At 66.7% G+C, this 15,543-nt stretch carries 9 protein-coding genes; 4 read left to right on the forward strand and 5 right to left on the reverse strand.

The window, feature by feature from the left end:
* Positions 1 to 25: 25 nt before the first annotated feature.
* Positions 26 to 1,192 carry a DNA polymerase IV gene (gene dinB / locus ABFO07_RS07985; protein WP_060028703.1) on the forward strand — a complete coding sequence of 389 codons (1,167 nt, stop codon included), beginning with the start codon at positions 26 to 28 and terminating at the stop codon, positions 1,190 to 1,192.
* 60 nt (positions 1,193 to 1,252) lie between these two features.
* Here the strand turns inward: dinB and ABFO07_RS07990 are convergent, their stop codons facing one another.
* The 4 genes from ABFO07_RS07990 to fixL form a co-directional block, all read right to left on the reverse strand.
* Positions 1,253 to 3,337 (reverse strand): M3 family metallopeptidase, encoded by a 2,085-nt coding sequence (locus tag ABFO07_RS07990; protein ID WP_347468614.1) that lies wholly within the window; start codon positions 3,335 to 3,337, stop codon positions 1,253 to 1,255.
* A 212-nt stretch (positions 3,338 to 3,549) separates the two neighbouring features.
* A complete protein-coding gene (folD, locus tag ABFO07_RS07995) occupies positions 3,550 to 4,407 on the reverse strand; it encodes a bifunctional methylenetetrahydrofolate dehydrogenase/methenyltetrahydrofolate cyclohydrolase FolD (RefSeq protein ID WP_347468615.1) in 858 nt (285 codons plus the stop codon).
* 236 nt (positions 4,408 to 4,643) lie between these two features.
* On the reverse strand, positions 4,644 to 5,282 hold the full coding sequence (fixJ, locus tag ABFO07_RS08000) for an oxygen response regulator transcription factor FixJ (protein ID WP_026044611.1): 639 nt from the start codon (positions 5,280 to 5,282) through the stop codon (positions 4,644 to 4,646).
* The gene (fixL, locus tag ABFO07_RS08005) at positions 5,279 to 7,795 is read right to left on the reverse strand and encodes an oxygen sensor histidine kinase FixL (RefSeq protein ID WP_059567545.1); all 2,517 of its coding nucleotides are present in this window, start codon (positions 7,793 to 7,795) and stop codon (positions 5,279 to 5,281) included. Before fixL ends, fixJ begins: the two co-directional genes overlap by 4 nt.
* Positions 7,796 to 8,068: 273 nt before the next feature.
* Here fixL and aceE point away from each other — a divergent pair, with 273 nt between their 5' ends.
* From aceE to lpdA, 3 genes are all read left to right on the forward strand, one after another.
* The gene (gene aceE / locus ABFO07_RS08010) at positions 8,069 to 10,765 is read left to right on the forward strand and encodes a pyruvate dehydrogenase (acetyl-transferring), homodimeric type (protein ID WP_059809715.1); all 2,697 of its coding nucleotides are present in this window, start codon (positions 8,069 to 8,071) and stop codon (positions 10,763 to 10,765) included.
* 70 nt (positions 10,766 to 10,835) lie between these two features.
* The gene (gene aceF / locus ABFO07_RS08015) at positions 10,836 to 12,473 is read left to right on the forward strand and encodes a dihydrolipoyllysine-residue acetyltransferase (RefSeq protein WP_059878978.1); all 1,638 of its coding nucleotides are present in this window, start codon (positions 10,836 to 10,838) and stop codon (positions 12,471 to 12,473) included.
* A 275-nt stretch (positions 12,474 to 12,748) separates the two neighbouring features.
* A complete protein-coding gene (lpdA, locus tag ABFO07_RS08020; RefSeq protein ID WP_059878980.1) occupies positions 12,749 to 14,503 on the forward strand; it encodes a dihydrolipoyl dehydrogenase in 1,755 nt (584 codons plus the stop codon).
* A gap of 193 nt (positions 14,504 to 14,696) precedes the next feature.
* Here the strand turns inward: lpdA and ABFO07_RS08025 are convergent, their stop codons facing one another.
* On the reverse strand, positions 14,697 to 15,263 hold the full coding sequence (locus ABFO07_RS08025; RefSeq protein WP_059878984.1) for a phasin family protein: 567 nt from the start codon (positions 15,261 to 15,263) through the stop codon (positions 14,697 to 14,699).
* Positions 15,264 to 15,543: the final 280 nt, after the last annotated feature.

The following is a 15,543-nucleotide window of genomic DNA, read 5'->3' on the forward strand; positions in this document are numbered from 1 at the left end:
GCACGCGGCAGTTGAAACGGCCACTGTGTTTTTGTACAGTATCGGCACCGTGAACCCGACCGTCATTTCGCCCGCCGATCCGAACCCGCCGCCGTTGCCGAGCGACGCGCCGCCGCGCGCGCGCAAGATCATCCACTGCGATTGCGACTGCTTCTATGCGTCGGTGGAGATGCGCGACGACCCGTCGCTGCGCGGCCGGCCGCTCGCGGTCGGCGGCCGCCCCGACCAGCGCGGCGTGATCGCGACCTGCAACTACGAGGCGCGGCGCTATGGCGTGCATTCGGCGATGTCGTCGGCGCTCGCGATGCGCAAGTGCCCCGACCTGCTGATCCTGCCCTCGGCGATGGACAAGTATCGCGCCGCATCGCGCCAGATCATGGCAATCTATCGCGACTACACGGCCGACGTCGAGCCGCTGTCGCTCGACGAGGCGTACCTCGACGTCAGCCACGCCGAGCGCTGCCAGGGCAGCGCGACGCTGATCGCCCGCGAGATCCGCGAGCGGGTGTTCGAAACGGTCGGCGTGACGGTGTCGGCCGGCGTCGCGCCGAACAAGTTCATCGCGAAGATCGCGTCGGACTGGAACAAGCCCGACGGCCTGTTCGTCGTGCGGCCGCATGAAGTCGACGCGTTCGTCGCGGCGCTGCCGGTGCGCAAGCTGCACGGCGTCGGCAAGGTGACGGCCGCGCGTCTCGACCGGCTCGGCATTCAGACCTGCGCGCAACTGCGCGACTGGTCGCTGATCGACCTGCATCGCGAATTCGGCGCGTTCGGGCGGCGCCTTTTCCAGTTATCGCGCGGCATCGACGAACGGTCGGTGCAGGCGGACCAGGAACGCAAATCGGTCAGCGTCGAGACGACCTACGTGACCGACCTGACGACGCTCGAGCAATGCGCGGACGAGATCCGCAGGCTGACGGTCCAGCTCGACGCGCGGATCGCGCGCGCGGGCGCCGTGCGGTCGATCCGCAAGCTGTACGTGAAGATCCGCTTCGCCGACTTCCAGCGCACGACGGTCGAATGCGTGGCCGACGCGACGAACGCGGACACGGCCGTCACGCTGCTCGCGAAGGGCCTGCTGCGGCGCGCGCAGCCGGTGCGGCTGCTCGGCGTCGGCGTGCGCATCGACGAAGACACGCCCGAGCGTCACGGCCAGATCGCGCTGTTCGACGACGAATCGCCCGCGCCATGAAAAACGGCACCGCGAAACGCGGTGCCGTCTTCATCGTGGCGGAGCAACGGGGCGGGGCGCTCAGTGCGCGGGCGCGGCCATCCCGTTGTGGCGCAGCAGCGCGTCGATCTGCGGTTCGCGGCCGCGGAACGCCTTGAACGAATCCATCGCCGGGCGGCTGCCGCCGACCTCGAGGATTTCGCGGCGATAGCGCGTGCCGGTGGCCGCGTCGAGCACGCTGCCGCTGGCCGCGGCGGCTTCCTCGAAGGCCGCGTACGCATCCGCCGACAGCACTTCCGCCCACTTGTAGCTGTAGTAGCCGGCCGCGTAGCCGCCCGCGAAGATGTGGCTGAACGTGTTCGACCAGCGCGAGAACGGCGCCTGCGGGATCACGTGGTAGCGCTCGTTGATCTCGCGTGCGAAGTCGTTCACGCCGACCGCGCCCGCCGGATCGAAATCGACGTGCAGCAGCATGTCGAACATCGAGAACACGATCTGCCGCAGCGTGCCGAGGCCGCTCTGGAAGTTCTTCGCGGCGATCATCTTGTCGAACAGCGCGCGGGGCAGCGTCGCGCCGGTGTCGACGTGCGACGACATCGACGACAGCACGTCCCATTCCCAGCAGAAGTTCTCCATGAACTGCGACGGCAGCTCGACCGCATCCCATTCGACGCCGTTGATGCCCGACACGCCGAGTTCGTCGATGCGCGTGAGCATGTGATGCAGGCCGTGGCCGAACTCGTGGAACAGCGTGATCACCTCGTCGTGCGTGAAGCACGCGGGCTTGCCGCCGATCGGCGCGGAGAAGTTGCAGGTCAGGTACGCAACCGGGGTCTGCACGCCGGCGCCGCGCTTCGCGCGCGAGCGCGCGTCGTCCATCCACGCGCCGCCGCGCTTGCCTTCGCGCGCGTACAGGTCGAGATAGAACTGCGCGACCAGCGAGCCGTCACGGTTCTCGACGCGGAAGAAGCGCACGTCCTTGTGCCAGACCGGCGCGTCGTCGGGCTTGATCCGCACGCCGAACAGCGTCTCGGTGACGGTGAACAGGCCCTTCAGCACGGCCGGTTCCGGGAAGTACTGCTTGACCTCGTTTTCCGAGAACGCATAGCGCTGCTGGCGCAGCTTCTCGGCTGCGTACGCGACGTCCCACGGCGCGAGCTCGGCGAGGCCGAGCGTCTTCGCGAACGCGCGCAGCTCGTCCCAGTCCTTGTCTGCATGCGGGCGCGCGCGCTTGGCCAGATCCTCGAGGAAGGCGACGACCTGCTGCGGCGATTCGGCCATCTTCGGCGCGAGCGACACCTCGGCGAAATTGCGGTAGCCGAGCATCTGCGCTTCCTCGCGACGCAGCTTCAGCTCGTCGGCGACGATCGCGGTGTTGTCCCATTCGGCCTTGCCGCCGCCGTACTGCGGGCCGAGCTCGGACGCGCGCGTCACGTAGGCGCGATACAGCGTCTCGCGCAGCGCGCGGTTGTCCGCGTACTGCAGCACCGGGAAGTACGACGGGAAGTGCAGCGTGAATTTCCAGCCGTCCTTGCCGTCCTTCTGCGCGGCTTCGCGGGCGGCTTCGATCGCGTCGTCGGGCAGGCCGGCCAGTTCAGCCGCGTCCTGCGCGATATACGCATAGGCGTTGGTCGCGTCGAGCACGTGGTCGGAGAACGACTTCGACAGCGCGGCCTGCTGCTCCTGCAGCTCGGCGAAGCGCGGCTTCCGGTCTTCCGGCAGCTCCGCGCCCGACAGGCGGAAATCGCGCAGCGCGTTGTCGAGGATCTTCTTGCGCTCGACGGACAGCGTCGCGTATTCGGCGCTCGCGGCGATCGCCTTGTATTTCTCGTACAGCGCGAGGTTCTGGCCGACGCTCGACCAGAACTCGGTCACGCGCGGCAGGTTCTCGCCGTACGCGGCGCGCAGCTCGGGCGTGTCGGCGACCGCATTCAGGTGGCCGACGACGCCCCACGCGCGGCCGAGCGGCTCCGTCGCGCGCTCGACCGTCTCGACCACATCGGCCCAGGTCGCCGGCGTCGCACTTGCGCTCGCGGCATCGACCGCGCGGTTGGCGTCGTCGAGCAGCGTATCGAGCGCGGGCGTCACGTGTTCGGGGCGGATTTCGCCGAAGCGGGGCAGGCCGGAGAAGTCGAGGAGCGGGTTGGTGTTGGCGCTTGCGGACATAAGACTCCCTGTCTGTTGCCGGATGTACCGGGATGATGGGGGCAGGGCGCGGCAGCGCCCGATATCGACATTATTGGGGCGCAACGCGCGCTTTCCAATCGATAGTTTCTAACGGCTTGATTGACGCTGGGGCGGGCGCGCGCCGGGCGGGCGGCTTGGGAGAGCGCCGGCGCGGCTGGGCGCGCCGGCGGGAGACAGCGGAATGCGTGGGGTCAGGCGGCCGCGGCGGCGCGCTCGGCGGCTTCGATCGTGTTGATCAGCAGCATCGTGATGGTCATCGGGCCGACGCCGCCCGGCACCGGCGTGATGTGGCCGGCGACTTCCTTCACGCCCGCGAAATCGACGTCGCCGCACAGCTTGCCGGCGTCGTCGCGGTTCATGCCGACGTCGATCACGGTCGCGCCGGGCTTCACCATGTCGGCGGTGAGGATGTTGCGCTTGCCGACCGCGGCGACGACGATGTCGGCCTGCCGCGTGTGCGCGGCGAGGTCGCGCGTCTTGCTGTGGCAGATCGTGACGGTCGCGCCCGCTTCGAGCAGCAGCATGGCCATCGGCTTGCCGACGATGTTCGAGCGGCCGATCACGACCGCGTTCGCGCCCTGCAGCGGGATGTCGTGGGCCTCGAACATCTTCATCACGCCATACGGCGTGCACGGGCGGAACAGCGGCTTGCCGGTCATCAGCGCGCCCGCGTTCGCGACGTGGAAGCCGTCGACGTCCTTCTCCGGGGCGATCGCCTCGAGCACCTTGTGGCTGTCGATGTGCTTCGGCAGCGGCAGCTGCACGAGAATCCCGTGGATCTTCGGGTCGCGGTTCAGTTCGTCGATGCGCGCGAGCAGGTCGGCCTCCGACAGCGATGCCGGATACGCGTCCTTCAGCGAGAAGAAGCCGTTGTCCTCGCACGCCTTGATCTTGTTGCGCACGTAGACTTCGCTCGCCGGGTTGTCGCCGACGAGGATCACCGCGAGGCCGGGCTGGTGGCCGCGGGCGGTCAGCGCGGCGGCGCGCTCGGCGGCCTGGGCGCGCAGGGTCTTCGAAAGGGCGTTGCCGTCGATGAGGAGGGCTGTCATGGTGGTGGGTTTTGCCGGGAAGTTGGAATGCGGGCGTGCGGCGCGTGGGGTGCGCCGCAGCAAAGCACGGAATTATACCGTCCGCCTGCCGTCGTCCGACAGCGAATGCGCGGGAAGCGTCATCGGCGCGGCCGGCGGCGTGCCGGCCACGACCGAGACGGGCCGCCCCGCGCCCGCGTCGCGCGGGGTGGGGCGGGGCACGGGGGCCCGGCAGGTTTACCGGGCCGCGCGGGCGCTTACGCCTGCTTCTTCGACAGCGCGAGGCGCAGCAGGTCGGCCACCGTGTTGACGTTGAGCTTTTCCATGATGTTCGCGCGGTGCGCCTCGACCGTCTTGATGCTGATGCCGAGATCGTCGGCGATCTGCTTGTTCAGGCGGCCGGCGATGATGCGCTCGAGCACCTGCTGCTCGCGCGCGGTCAGCTTCGACAGGCGCTCGCTCGCGGCGCGCTGTTCGAGGACGCTCTTGCTCTCGCTTCGGGCCTTGTCGAGCATCCGCTCGACGAGCTTGCGCAACTCCGCCTCGTCGAACGGCTTCTCGATAAAGTCCATCGCACCCTTTTTCATCGTCGACACGGCCATCGGCACGTCGCCGTGACCGGTGACGAAGATGATCGGCAGCGCGGCGTTGTCGGCGATCAGGCGTTCCTGCAGTTCGAGGCCGCTCATCCCGGACATCCGGACGTCGAGGATCAGGCACGCGATCTGGCCGGCCTGCTGCGCCGGCTGGTACGCATCGAGGAACTGCTCGGCGCTCGAGAAGCATTGCACGCGATAGCCGTTCGCCTCCAGCAGCCAGCGCAGCGAGTCGCGCACGGCCTCGTCATCGTCAACGACAAAGACGGTTTCCTGAGTGGTGGTGACAGGGCTATTCATAGTTCTCCCGTAACGGTGTGTGATGCCGATGCCTCTGCCCCCCCTCGGGCGAGATCAGCGGGTTCCCCAATGGGCAGGCTGCAGTGGAACGTCGCGCCGGAGATGCGGCCATCCGCCTCGACGTTGTTGACCACCCACAGACGCCCGCGATGCGATTCGATGATCGAGCGGCAAATGTTCAACCCCATGCCCATTCCGTCGGACTTGGTGCTGTAGAACGGCTCGAACAGGCGTTCGGCGGTCGCTTCGTCGACGCCCGGACCCTGGTCGATCACGCGGATGTCGACGAAGCCCGCCTCCAGATCGGCGATGACGCGGATCACGCCGTCGGCCGATGCCGGCTTCACGTCGGCCATCGCTTCGGCCGCGTTCTTCATCAGGTTCACGAGCACCTGCTCGATCAGCACGGGGTCGACATAAATAATAGGCATTCTTGCGAGGATTTCCGTGACGATCCGGATCCTGCGCTTCCTGGCCTCGATTTCGGCGAGCCCGACCGCGTCCGCGACGATGTCCGCGACCCGCGCCGGCTGGCGCTTCGGTTCGCTGCGCTTCACGAATTCGCGGATCCGCTTGACGATCATCCCGGCGCGCAGCGCCTGCTGCGCGGTTTTCTCCAGCGCGGGCGCCAGCATTTCGTTGGTCGCGCGGCCGCTCTTGACCATCGCGAGCGTGCCCGAGCAGTAGTTGTTGATCGCGGCGAGCGGCTGGTTCAATTCGTGAGCAATCGACGACGCCATTTCGCCCATCGTCATCAATCGGCTCGTGAACTGCAGCTTCTCTTCCTGCTGGTGTGCGAGTTCCTGCGCCTTCTTGCGGGTCGTGATGTCGGTCGCGATCTGCATCTGCGCAAGGTGGCCGTCGACCCACTGGATGTACTGGCGGCGCACCTCGAACCACTTCTGGATGCTCTCGACGTAGACTTCCTGCGCGTCCGCGGTGCTGCCCGTCAGCGCGGCGGCGGGCAGGCCGGCGAACGTGTCGACCATGTCGATCGAGTCGGACGACGCCTGCGCGCGGTCGAAGCCGCCGCCCGACAGCTCGAGGTGGCCGTCCGGGCGGATGCCGAACAGATGGCGGTAGTAGCGGTTCGCGAACAGCAGCTCGGCTTCGTCGGCGGCGAGCACCGACACCGCGGCGTCGAGGCTCTCGAGCACCGTGGTGAAGCGCTCGTGCGCGGCGGCGAGCTCCTCGCGCGCGCGCTTCGGCTCGGTGATGTCGGTCATCGACGACATCCAGCCGGTCTGGCGGCCGGCGCTGTCGATCAGCGGCGACACGTACAGCCGCGCATGGAACAGCGTGCCGTTCTTGCGCCGCACGCGCAGCTCGAAGCCCGAGCTCGGCGCCTTGCCGCGCAGCGTCATGTCGAGCTGGCGCTGCATCTCGGGGTAGGAATCGCGCGGCCAGTACGGGAACGGCGCGACCTTGCCGACGAGGTCGCTCTCGTCCCAGCCGGTCATCCGGCAGAACGCCGGGTTCACGTGCGTGATGCGGCCGTGCATGTCGAGCACGCGCATGCCGATCAGCACCGAATTCTCCATCGCGCGGCGGAAGAACGCCTCCGCGTACAGCGCCTGCTGCGCCTCGAAGCGCTGGCGCGTGTGCTTCCACAGGCTCCAGAGGCTCCACAGCACGAAGCACGACAGCCCCGCGACGAGCCAGACGAGCGTATTGTTGGTGAGGTTGGTGAGCTGCGGGAACGCGTAGACGCGCACGGTCAGGCCCTGGCCGGGCGGGTCGAGCGGCAGGTCGTAGTGCGAGTCGCGCGGCAGGCGCGGGCGCGACGACGTCGACGACAGCTCGCGGTTGTTCGCGTCGGTGATCGAGATCTTGTATTTCGACGACAGTTCCTGCGGGATGTCGTGCTTCAGGATCCCTTCGACCGAGAACACGGCGGCGAGCGAGCCGAGGTATTCGCGGTCGCCGCGCATCACGGGCGTCTGCAGCGTGATGTAGCCGTTGCCGAAGTCGTCGTAGACGATCGGGGCGTACGCCTGGCGGCGCGAGTTGCGCGCCTCGTCGTACGCGCCGCGCACCGCCTCCTGCATCTGCGCGTCGCCGGGCCGCGCGAGCCGCTGGCCGAGCAGCGGCGGATGCACGGCCGGCCAGCGCTGCGTGCCGGGCGACGTGTACCAGTTGAGATAGAGGATCTCGGGATGCGTCTGCATCACGTCCGCGACCGCCATCTGGAAGCCGTTCTGGTCGAGACGGCCGGACGCGAGATCGCGCGACAGTGCCTGGAGCTGTTCCTGCGCGCCGGTCATCGACAGGCGGATCTGCTGCTGCGCCCACGCGACGTTGCGGAACAGCGTGTCTTCCTGCTGCTGCTGCTCGCGGCGGTTGAGGCTCCACAGGATCAGGCTCATCACCACGAGGAAGACGAGGATCGACAGGAGCGGCGTGAGCAAATAGGAATTGGACCACCACGGTCCGTGGTGCCAACGGGACGGCTGCGATTCCGCCGGCGGGCCCGACGGTCGCGCCGAGCGTGCGAAAAGCCGGTCGGTCAACATGCGAGGATTGTAGCGCAGCACTATTGATGGAAAACCTATACCGGATATGTTGAACCGAAACGGATTTACCGCGCGATGACGCGCCCGGGAGCCCCGCAGCAAGGGTGCAGCGCAGCAATATTCCGTATTGCGAGAAAAGATCTCACAATTCGAAAATTTTGTTGCACGCCGCCGCGAGGCCTCATTACAATCCGCTGGAGCTTGCCCGCAGCCGGTCGCGTCGCGTCGTCTGCACGAAGAGCGATCCTCACATTTCCGGACCAGGAGACGAGAATGTCCGCTGTACCTAACGAAGTGATGAAGTATGTCGCCGCCGAGCGTGACGACGATCCGCAGGAAACCGTCGAATGGCTCGAGGCGCTCGACGGCGTGATCTCCTCCGTCGGCACCGGTCGTGCGCACTACCTGATCGAGAAGCAGATCGAATTCGCGCGCGTGCGCGGCGAGCACCTGCCGTTCTCGGCCACCACCCCGTACATCAACACGATTCCGGTCGGCGCGCAGGCGAAGATCCCCGGCGACCAGGAAATCGAGCACAAGATCCGTTCGTACACCCGCTGGAACGCGCTCGCGATGGTGCTGCGCGCGGGCAAGGACACCAACGTCGGCGGCCACATCGCGTCGTTCGCGTCGGCCGCGACGCTCTATGACGTCGGCTACAACCATTTCTGGCACGCGCCGTCCGAGAACCACGGCGGCGATCTCGTGTTTGTGCAGGGCCACTCGTCGCCGGGCGTGTACTCGCGCGCGTTCCTGCTCGGCCGCCTGAAGGAAGAGCAGCTCGACAACTTCCGCCAGGAAGTCGGCGGCAACGGCATCTCGTCGTATCCGCACCCGTGGCTGATGCCGGACTTCTGGCAGTTCCCGACCGTGTCGATGGGCCTCGGCCCGATCATGGCGATCTACCAGGCGCGCTTCATGAAGTACCTGCAGGCGCGCGGCATCGCGAAGACGGACGGCCGCAAGGTGTGGGCGTTCCTCGGCGACGGCGAGACGGACGAGCCGGAATCGCTCGGCGCGATCGGCATGGCGAGCCGCGAGAAGCTCGACAACCTCGTGTTCGTGATCAACTGCAACCTGCAGCGTCTGGACGGCCCGGTGCGCGGCAACGGCAAGATCATCCAGGAACTGGAATCGGAATTCCGCGGCGCCGGCTGGAACGTGATCAAGGTGATCTGGGGCAGCCGCTGGGATGCGCTGTTCGCGCGCGACAAGACGGGCGTGCTGATGCGCCGCATGATGGAAGTCGTCGACGGCGAGTACCAGACCTACAAGTCGGAATCGGGCGCGTTCGTCCGTGAGCACTTCTTCAACACGCCGGAACTGAAGGCGCTGGTCGCCGACTGGTCCGACGACGACATCTGGGCGCTGAACCGCGGCGGCCACGATCCGCACAAGATCTACGCGGCATTCCACGAAGCCAGCAACTCGCAGGGCGCGCCGACCGTCATTCTCGCGAAGACCATCAAGGGCTACGGGATGGGCGAGTCGGGCCAGGCGATGAACATCACGCACCAGCAGAAGAAGCTGCCGGTCGAGCAACTGAAGAAGTTCCGCGACCAGTTCCGCCTGCCGATCACCGACGAGCAGATCGCCGACGTGCCGTACATCAAGTTCGAGGAAGGCTCGAAGGAGCTCGAATACATGCGCAAGCAGCGCATGGACCTCGGCGGCTACCTGCCGCAGCGCCGCGAGAAGGCGACGTCGCTGCCGGTGCCGGCGCTCGACGCGTTCGAGCCGCTCCTGAAGGGCACGGGCGAAGGCCGCGAGATCTCGACGACGATGGCGTTCGTGCGGATCCTGAACATCCTGCTGAAGGACAAGGCGCTCGGCAAGCGCGTCGTGCCGATCGTCCCCGACGAGTCGCGCACGTTCGGCATGGAAGGCCTGTTCCGCCAGATCGGCATCTGGAACCAGCAGGGCCAGAAGTACGTGCCGGAAGATTCCGACCAGCTGATGTTCTACAAGGAATCGGAAACCGGCCAGATCCTGCAGGAAGGCATCAACGAAGCGGGCGGCATGTGCGACTGGATCGCGGCGGCGACGTCGTACTCGACGCACGGCGAGATCATGGTGCCGTTCTACATCTTCTACTCGATGTTCGGCTTCCAGCGCATCGGCGATCTGGCATGGGCCGCGGGCGACATGCGCTCGCGCGGCTTCCTGCTGGGCGGCACCGCGGGCCGCACGACGCTGAACGGCGAAGGCCTGCAGCACGAAGACGGCCACTCGCTCCTGTGGGCGGCATCGGTGCCGAACTGCGTGAGCTACGACCCGACCTTCGGCTACGAACTCGCGGTCATCATCCAGGACGGCCTGCGCCGCATGGTGCAGGACCAGGAAGACGTGTACTACTACATCACGGTGATGAACGAGAACTACGAGCACCCGGCGATTCCGCAGGGCGAGCACGTGGCGGCCGACATCATCAAGGGCATGTACGCGTTCAAGAAGGCCGACGCCGACAAGAAGGCGCCGCGCGTGCAGCTGCTGGGCGCGGGCACGATCTTCAACGAAGTGATCGCCGCCGCCGACCTGCTGAAGAACGACTGGGGCGTCGCCGCCGACCTGTGGAGCGTGCCGAGCTTCACCGAGCTCGCGCGCGAAGGCCATCAGGTCGAGCGCTGGAACCTGCTCCATCCGACCGAGGAGCGCCGCCTGTCGCACGTGCAGAAGTGCCTGAAGGACACGCAGGGCCCGGTCATCGCATCGACCGACTACGTGCGCGCGCTGGTCGACCAGATCCGCGGCCAGATCGATCGCCGCTTCGTCGTGCTGGGCACCGACGGCTACGGCCGCTCGGACACCCGCGAGAACCTGCGTCACTTCTTCGAGGTCGACCGCTATTGGGTCACGGTCGCGGCGCTCAACGCGCTCGCGGACGAAGGCACGATCGAGCGCAAGGTCGTCGCCGACGCGATCGCCAAGTACAACCTCGATCCGTCCAAGCCCAACCCGATGACGGTTTAACGCACACGCGCCGTGTGATGCCGCGCGCCGCCTCCGGGAGGGGCGCGCGCGGCTTTGGAGACACAAAAAGATGAGTCAAGCGATCGAAGTGAAGGTGCCGGATATCGGCGATTACAAGGACGTGCCCGTCATCGAAGTGCTCGTGAAGGCGGGCGACACGGTCGAGCCCGAGCAGTCGCTCGTCACGCTCGAATCGGACAAGGCGACGATGGACGTGCCGAGCCCGTCGGGCGGCACGGTCAAGGAAGTGAAGGTCAAGGTCGGCGACTCGGTGTCGGAAGGCACGCTGATCATCCTGCTCGAAGGCGGCGCCGCGGCGCAGCCGAACGGCGCGGCCGCGCCTGCCGCCGCACCGGCGGCGGCTGCGCCCGCAGCGGCGCCGGCTCCGGCCGCGGCGCCCGCGGCAGCCGGCGGCGGCACGCTCGAGGTGAAGGTGCCCGACATCGGCGACTACAAGGACGTGCCGGTGATCGAGATCGGCGTGAAGGTCGGCGACACGGTCGAGAAGGAACAGTCGCTCGTCACGCTCGAGTCGGACAAGGCGACGATGGACGTGCCGAGCCCGGCCGCCGGCGTCGTGAAGGACATCAAGGTGAAGGTCGGTGATGCCGTGTCCGAAGGGACGCTGATCGTGCTGCTCGAAGCTGCTGGTGCACCTGCAGCCGCCGCGCCGCAGGCCAGCGCACCGGCGCCCGCTGCCGCTCCGGCCCCGGCCGCTGCGGCGCCCGCGCCGCAGGCAGCGCCGGCTCCGGTCGCAGCACCTGCTGCCGCGCCGTCCGGCGAATACCGCGCGAGCCATGCATCGCCGTCCGTGCGCAAGTTCGCGCGCGAGCTCGGTGTCGACGTGTCGCGCGTCGGCGGCAGCGGCCCGAAGGGCCGCATCACGAAGGAAGACGTCACGAGCTTCGTGAAGGGCGTGATGACGGGCCAGCGTGCGGCGCCGGCTGCAGCAGCCGCGCCGGCCGGCGGCGGCGAGCTGAACCTGCTGCCGTGGCCGAAGGTCGATTTCGCGAAGTTCGGCCCGTTCGAGGCGAAGCCGCTGTCGCGCATCAAGAAGATCTCGGGCGCGAACCTGCATCGCAACTGGGTGATGATCCCGCACGTCACGAACAACGACGAAGCGGACATCACCGAGCTCGAAGCGCTGCGCGTGCAACTGAACAAGGAGCACGAGAAGGCGGGCGTGAAGTTCACGATGCTCGCGTTCGTGATCAAGGCGGTCGTGTCGGCGCTGAAGAAGTTCCCGACCTTCAACGCGAGCCTCGACGGCGACAACCTGGTGTTCAAGCAGTACTACCACATCGGTTTCGCCGCGGACACGCCGAACGGCCTCGTCGTGCCGGTGATCCGCGATGCGGACAAGAAGGGCCTCGTCGACATCGCGAAGGAAATGAGCGACCTGTCGAAGGCCGCGCGCGAAGGCAAGCTGAAGCCGGACCAGATGCAGGGCGGCTGCTTCTCGATCTCGTCGCTCGGCGGGATCGGCGGCACCAACTTCACGCCGATCATCAACGCGCCGGAGGTGGCGATCCTCGGCCTGTCGCGCGGCCAGATGAAGCCGGTGTGGGACGGCAAGCAGTTCGTGCCGCGCCTCACGCTGCCGCTGTCGCTGTCGTATGACCATCGCGTGATCGATGGCGCGGAAGCCGCGCGGTTCAATGCGTATCTCGCCGCGATTCTGGGCGACTTCCGTCGCGTGATTCTTTGACGAGCGGTGGGGCTCGCGGGGGGGGGGTCTTGTGTCGGTTGGCCACGCCTCGTCGTTGAACCTGTTTTGGTAACGGTCTATTGGCGTCGCCCCTGCGCGGGGCGGCGGTCACTTTTCTTTGTCGTCCAAAGAAAAGTAACCAAAAGAAAGGCGCGTCCTTGGGCGGACGGCAAAGGTGGTCCTGCCCATGCCCCCGTTCTCCAGTCAAGCCGTAGTCAGGTTCATCTCGCGGGTTTCCCTCCGTCTGTCAGCAGCTAAACAAGAAGGGGACGTACATGAGTCTCATCGAAGTCAAGGTTCCGGATATCGGCGATTTCAGCGGCGTCGAAGTCATCGAAATCAACGTCCAGCCGGGCGACGCGATCGAAAAAGAGCAGACGCTCATCACGCTCGAATCGGACAAGGCATCCATGGAAGTGCCGAGCGACATCGCCGGCACCGTGAAGGAAATCAAGGTCAAGGCCGGCGACAAGGTCTCGCAGGGCACGGTGATCGCGCTCGTCGAAGCAGCAGGCGCCGCCGCACCCGCGAAGCCCGCCGAACCGGCGAAGCCGGCCGCGGCTGCGCCCGCCGCCGCGCCGGCCCCGGCGCCGCAAGCAGGCAGCTTCGGCGGCACGGCCGACATCGAGTGCGACATGCTCGTGCTCGGCGCCGGCCCCGGCGGTTACTCGGCCGCGTTCCGCGCAGCCGACCTCGGCATGAAGACGGTGCTCGTCGAACGCTATTCGACGCTCGGCGGCGTGTGCCTGAACGTCGGCTGCATCCCGTCGAAGGCGCTCCTGCATACCGCGCTCGTCGTCGAAGAGGCGGAAGCGCTCGCCGCGCACGGCATCACGTTCGGCAAGCCCGAAGTCAACCTCGACAAGCTGCGCGACTTCAAGTCCGGCGTCGTCAAGAAGCTGACGACGGGCCTCGCCGGCATGGCGAAGGCGCGCAAGGTCGAAGTCGTGACGGGCGTCGGCACGTTCGTCGATCCGCATCACATGGAAGTGCAGGGCGAGGGCGGCAAGAAGGTCGTCAGGTTCAAGCAGGCAATCATCGCGGCCGGCTCGCAATCGGTGAAGCTGCCGTTCCTGCCGGACGACCCGCGCATCGTCGATTCGACCGGCGCGCTCGAGCTGCGCCAGCAGCCGAAGCGGATGCTCGTGATCGGCGGTGGCATCATCGGCCTCGAAATGGCGACGGTCTACTCGACGCTCGGCGCCGAGATCGACGTCGTCGAAATGCTCGACGTCCTGATGAACGGCGCGGACCGCGATCTCGTCAAGGTCTGGGAGAAGTACAACGCGAAGCGCTTCGGCAACGTGATGCTGAAGACCAAGACGGTCGGCGCGGAAGCGAAGGAAGACGGCATCTACGTGAAGTTCGAGGGCGAGAAGGCGCCGGCGGAACCGCAGCGCTACGACCTCGTGCTGGTCGCGGTCGGCCGCAGCCCGAACGGCAAGAAGATCGGCGCCGACAAGGCCGGCGTCGCCGTCACGGACCGCGGCTTCATCGAAGTCGACAAGCAGATGCGCACGAACGTCCCGCACATCTTCGCGATCGGCGACATCGTCGGCCAGCCGATGCTCGCGCACAAGGCCGTGCACGAAGGCCACGTCGCGGCGGAAGCGGCGCACGGCGAGAAGGCGTACTTCGACGCGCTGCAGATCCCGTCGGTGGCCTACACCGATCCGGAAGTGGCGTGGGCCGGCAAGACGGAAGAGCAGTGCAAGGCCGAAGGCATCAAGTACGGCAAGGCCGTGTTCCCGTGGGCCGCGTCGGGCCGTGCGATCGCGAACGGCCGCGACGAAGGCTTCACGAAGCTGATCTTCGACGAGGAAACCCATCGCGTGATCGGCGGCGGCATCGTCGGCCTGAACGCGGGCGACCTGATCAGCGAAGTGTGCCTGGCCGTCGAGATGGGCGCGGACGCCGAGGACATCGGCAAGACGATCCATCCGCACCCGACGCTCGGCGAATCGGTCGGCATGGCGGCCGAACTGTACGAAGGCGTCTGCACGGACCTGCCGCCGCAGCGCAAGAAGTAACGCGCCGCAGCAGCCATGGCCGGCGGTCCGCGCCGGCCATGAACAACGCCGCTTTCCGGGGCACCGGGAAGCGGCGTTGCTTTTTGTGCGCGACGGCGTGGAAGCAGGGCCGTGCGCCACGGCCGGTTATCGGTTATCGCACCCCAAAAAGAAAAAGCCGCGCTGGGCGCGGCTTTTCGGGAGCGACGGACGCTTACGCGGCCGGCTTGCTCGAACGGCGCGAAGCCGCTGCGCTGGCAGCCTTCGTCGCGACGGCGGCGGCGGCGTTGAAGTTCGTTTCGGCGATCTCGACTGCTTGCTTGGCAGCCTTCTGCACCGTTTCGTACGTCGTGTTCGCGGCGTTCAGCGCCGACTTCAGCGCGGCGACAGCCGTTTCCGAACCGGCCGGCGCGTTCTTCGCGACGTTGTCGACGAGGGCCTGGACCTTCTTGTTCTGCTCTTCGAACTGCGCTTCCGCGACCTTCGCGAACTCGGCTTGCGTCGCCGATGCGATTTCGTACACGTGACGGCCGTACGACAGCACCTTTTCCGCGACCGGCTGCGCGAGGCTCGTCTGCAGCGCGATCAGTTCCTGCGCATCCTTCACCGACAGCAGGCGCTGGGCGTTTTCTTGCGATTCCGCGAGCGTCGACTTCACGACTTGCAGGTTGAGTTCGATCAGCTTTTCGACGCCTTCGAATGCCTTGGTCGTCAGACCGAACAGGCTCTCGAGGTTGGCTTTCTGTGCGGCGGCGATTTGCTCCGGGGTCAGCAAGGACATGTCATGCTCCTGAAAAGCGATCGCGTCGATCGCAAGGATAAAGGGCACTACGCAGGGGAACTTCGGATGCGCGTGCTTTGTGCAACGCAGCAATGGAACCTATTTTAGGGCAGAACAAGCCGATGTCAAGCATTTTTTGTGCGATGCACAATACCGACAATTTATCGACAAAACAACGGGTTAGTTGAGCTTTTCGGAAACGGTTTCAGTGGCTGTCCCACATGTTGCGCAGGGCCGCCCGGCGCATGCGGCGCACCAACATCGCGCACAAGTAAACCTG

The organism is Burkholderia stagnalis (assembly GCF_039848545.1).
Classification (GTDB): Bacteria; Pseudomonadota; Gammaproteobacteria; order Burkholderiales; family Burkholderiaceae; genus Burkholderia; species Burkholderia stagnalis.

Excerpts from the sequence above, each read along its gene's own strand:
- ABFO07_RS07990 (WP_347468614.1), bottom strand. The coding sequence starts at position 3,337 with ATGTCCGCAAGCGCCAACACCAACCCGCTCCTCGACTTCTCCGGCCTG.
- lpdA (WP_059878980.1), top strand. The coding sequence starts at position 12,749 with ATGAGTCTCATCGAAGTCAAGGTTCCGGATATCGGCGATTTCAGCGGC.
- folD (WP_347468615.1), bottom strand. The coding sequence starts at position 4,407 with ATGACAGCCCTCCTCATCGACGGCAACGCCCTTTCGAAGACCCTGCGC.
- fixL (WP_059567545.1), bottom strand. The coding sequence starts at position 7,795 with ATGTTGACCGACCGGCTTTTCGCACGCTCGGCGCGACCGTCGGGCCCG.
- fixJ (WP_026044611.1), bottom strand. The coding sequence starts at position 5,282 with ATGAATAGCCCTGTCACCACCACTCAGGAAACCGTCTTTGTCGTTGAC.
- ABFO07_RS08025 (WP_059878984.1), bottom strand. The coding sequence starts at position 15,263 with ATGTCCTTGCTGACCCCGGAGCAAATCGCCGCCGCACAGAAAGCCAAC.
- aceF (WP_059878978.1), top strand. The coding sequence starts at position 10,836 with ATGAGTCAAGCGATCGAAGTGAAGGTGCCGGATATCGGCGATTACAAG.
- aceE (WP_059809715.1), top strand. The coding sequence starts at position 8,069 with ATGTCCGCTGTACCTAACGAAGTGATGAAGTATGTCGCCGCCGAGCGT.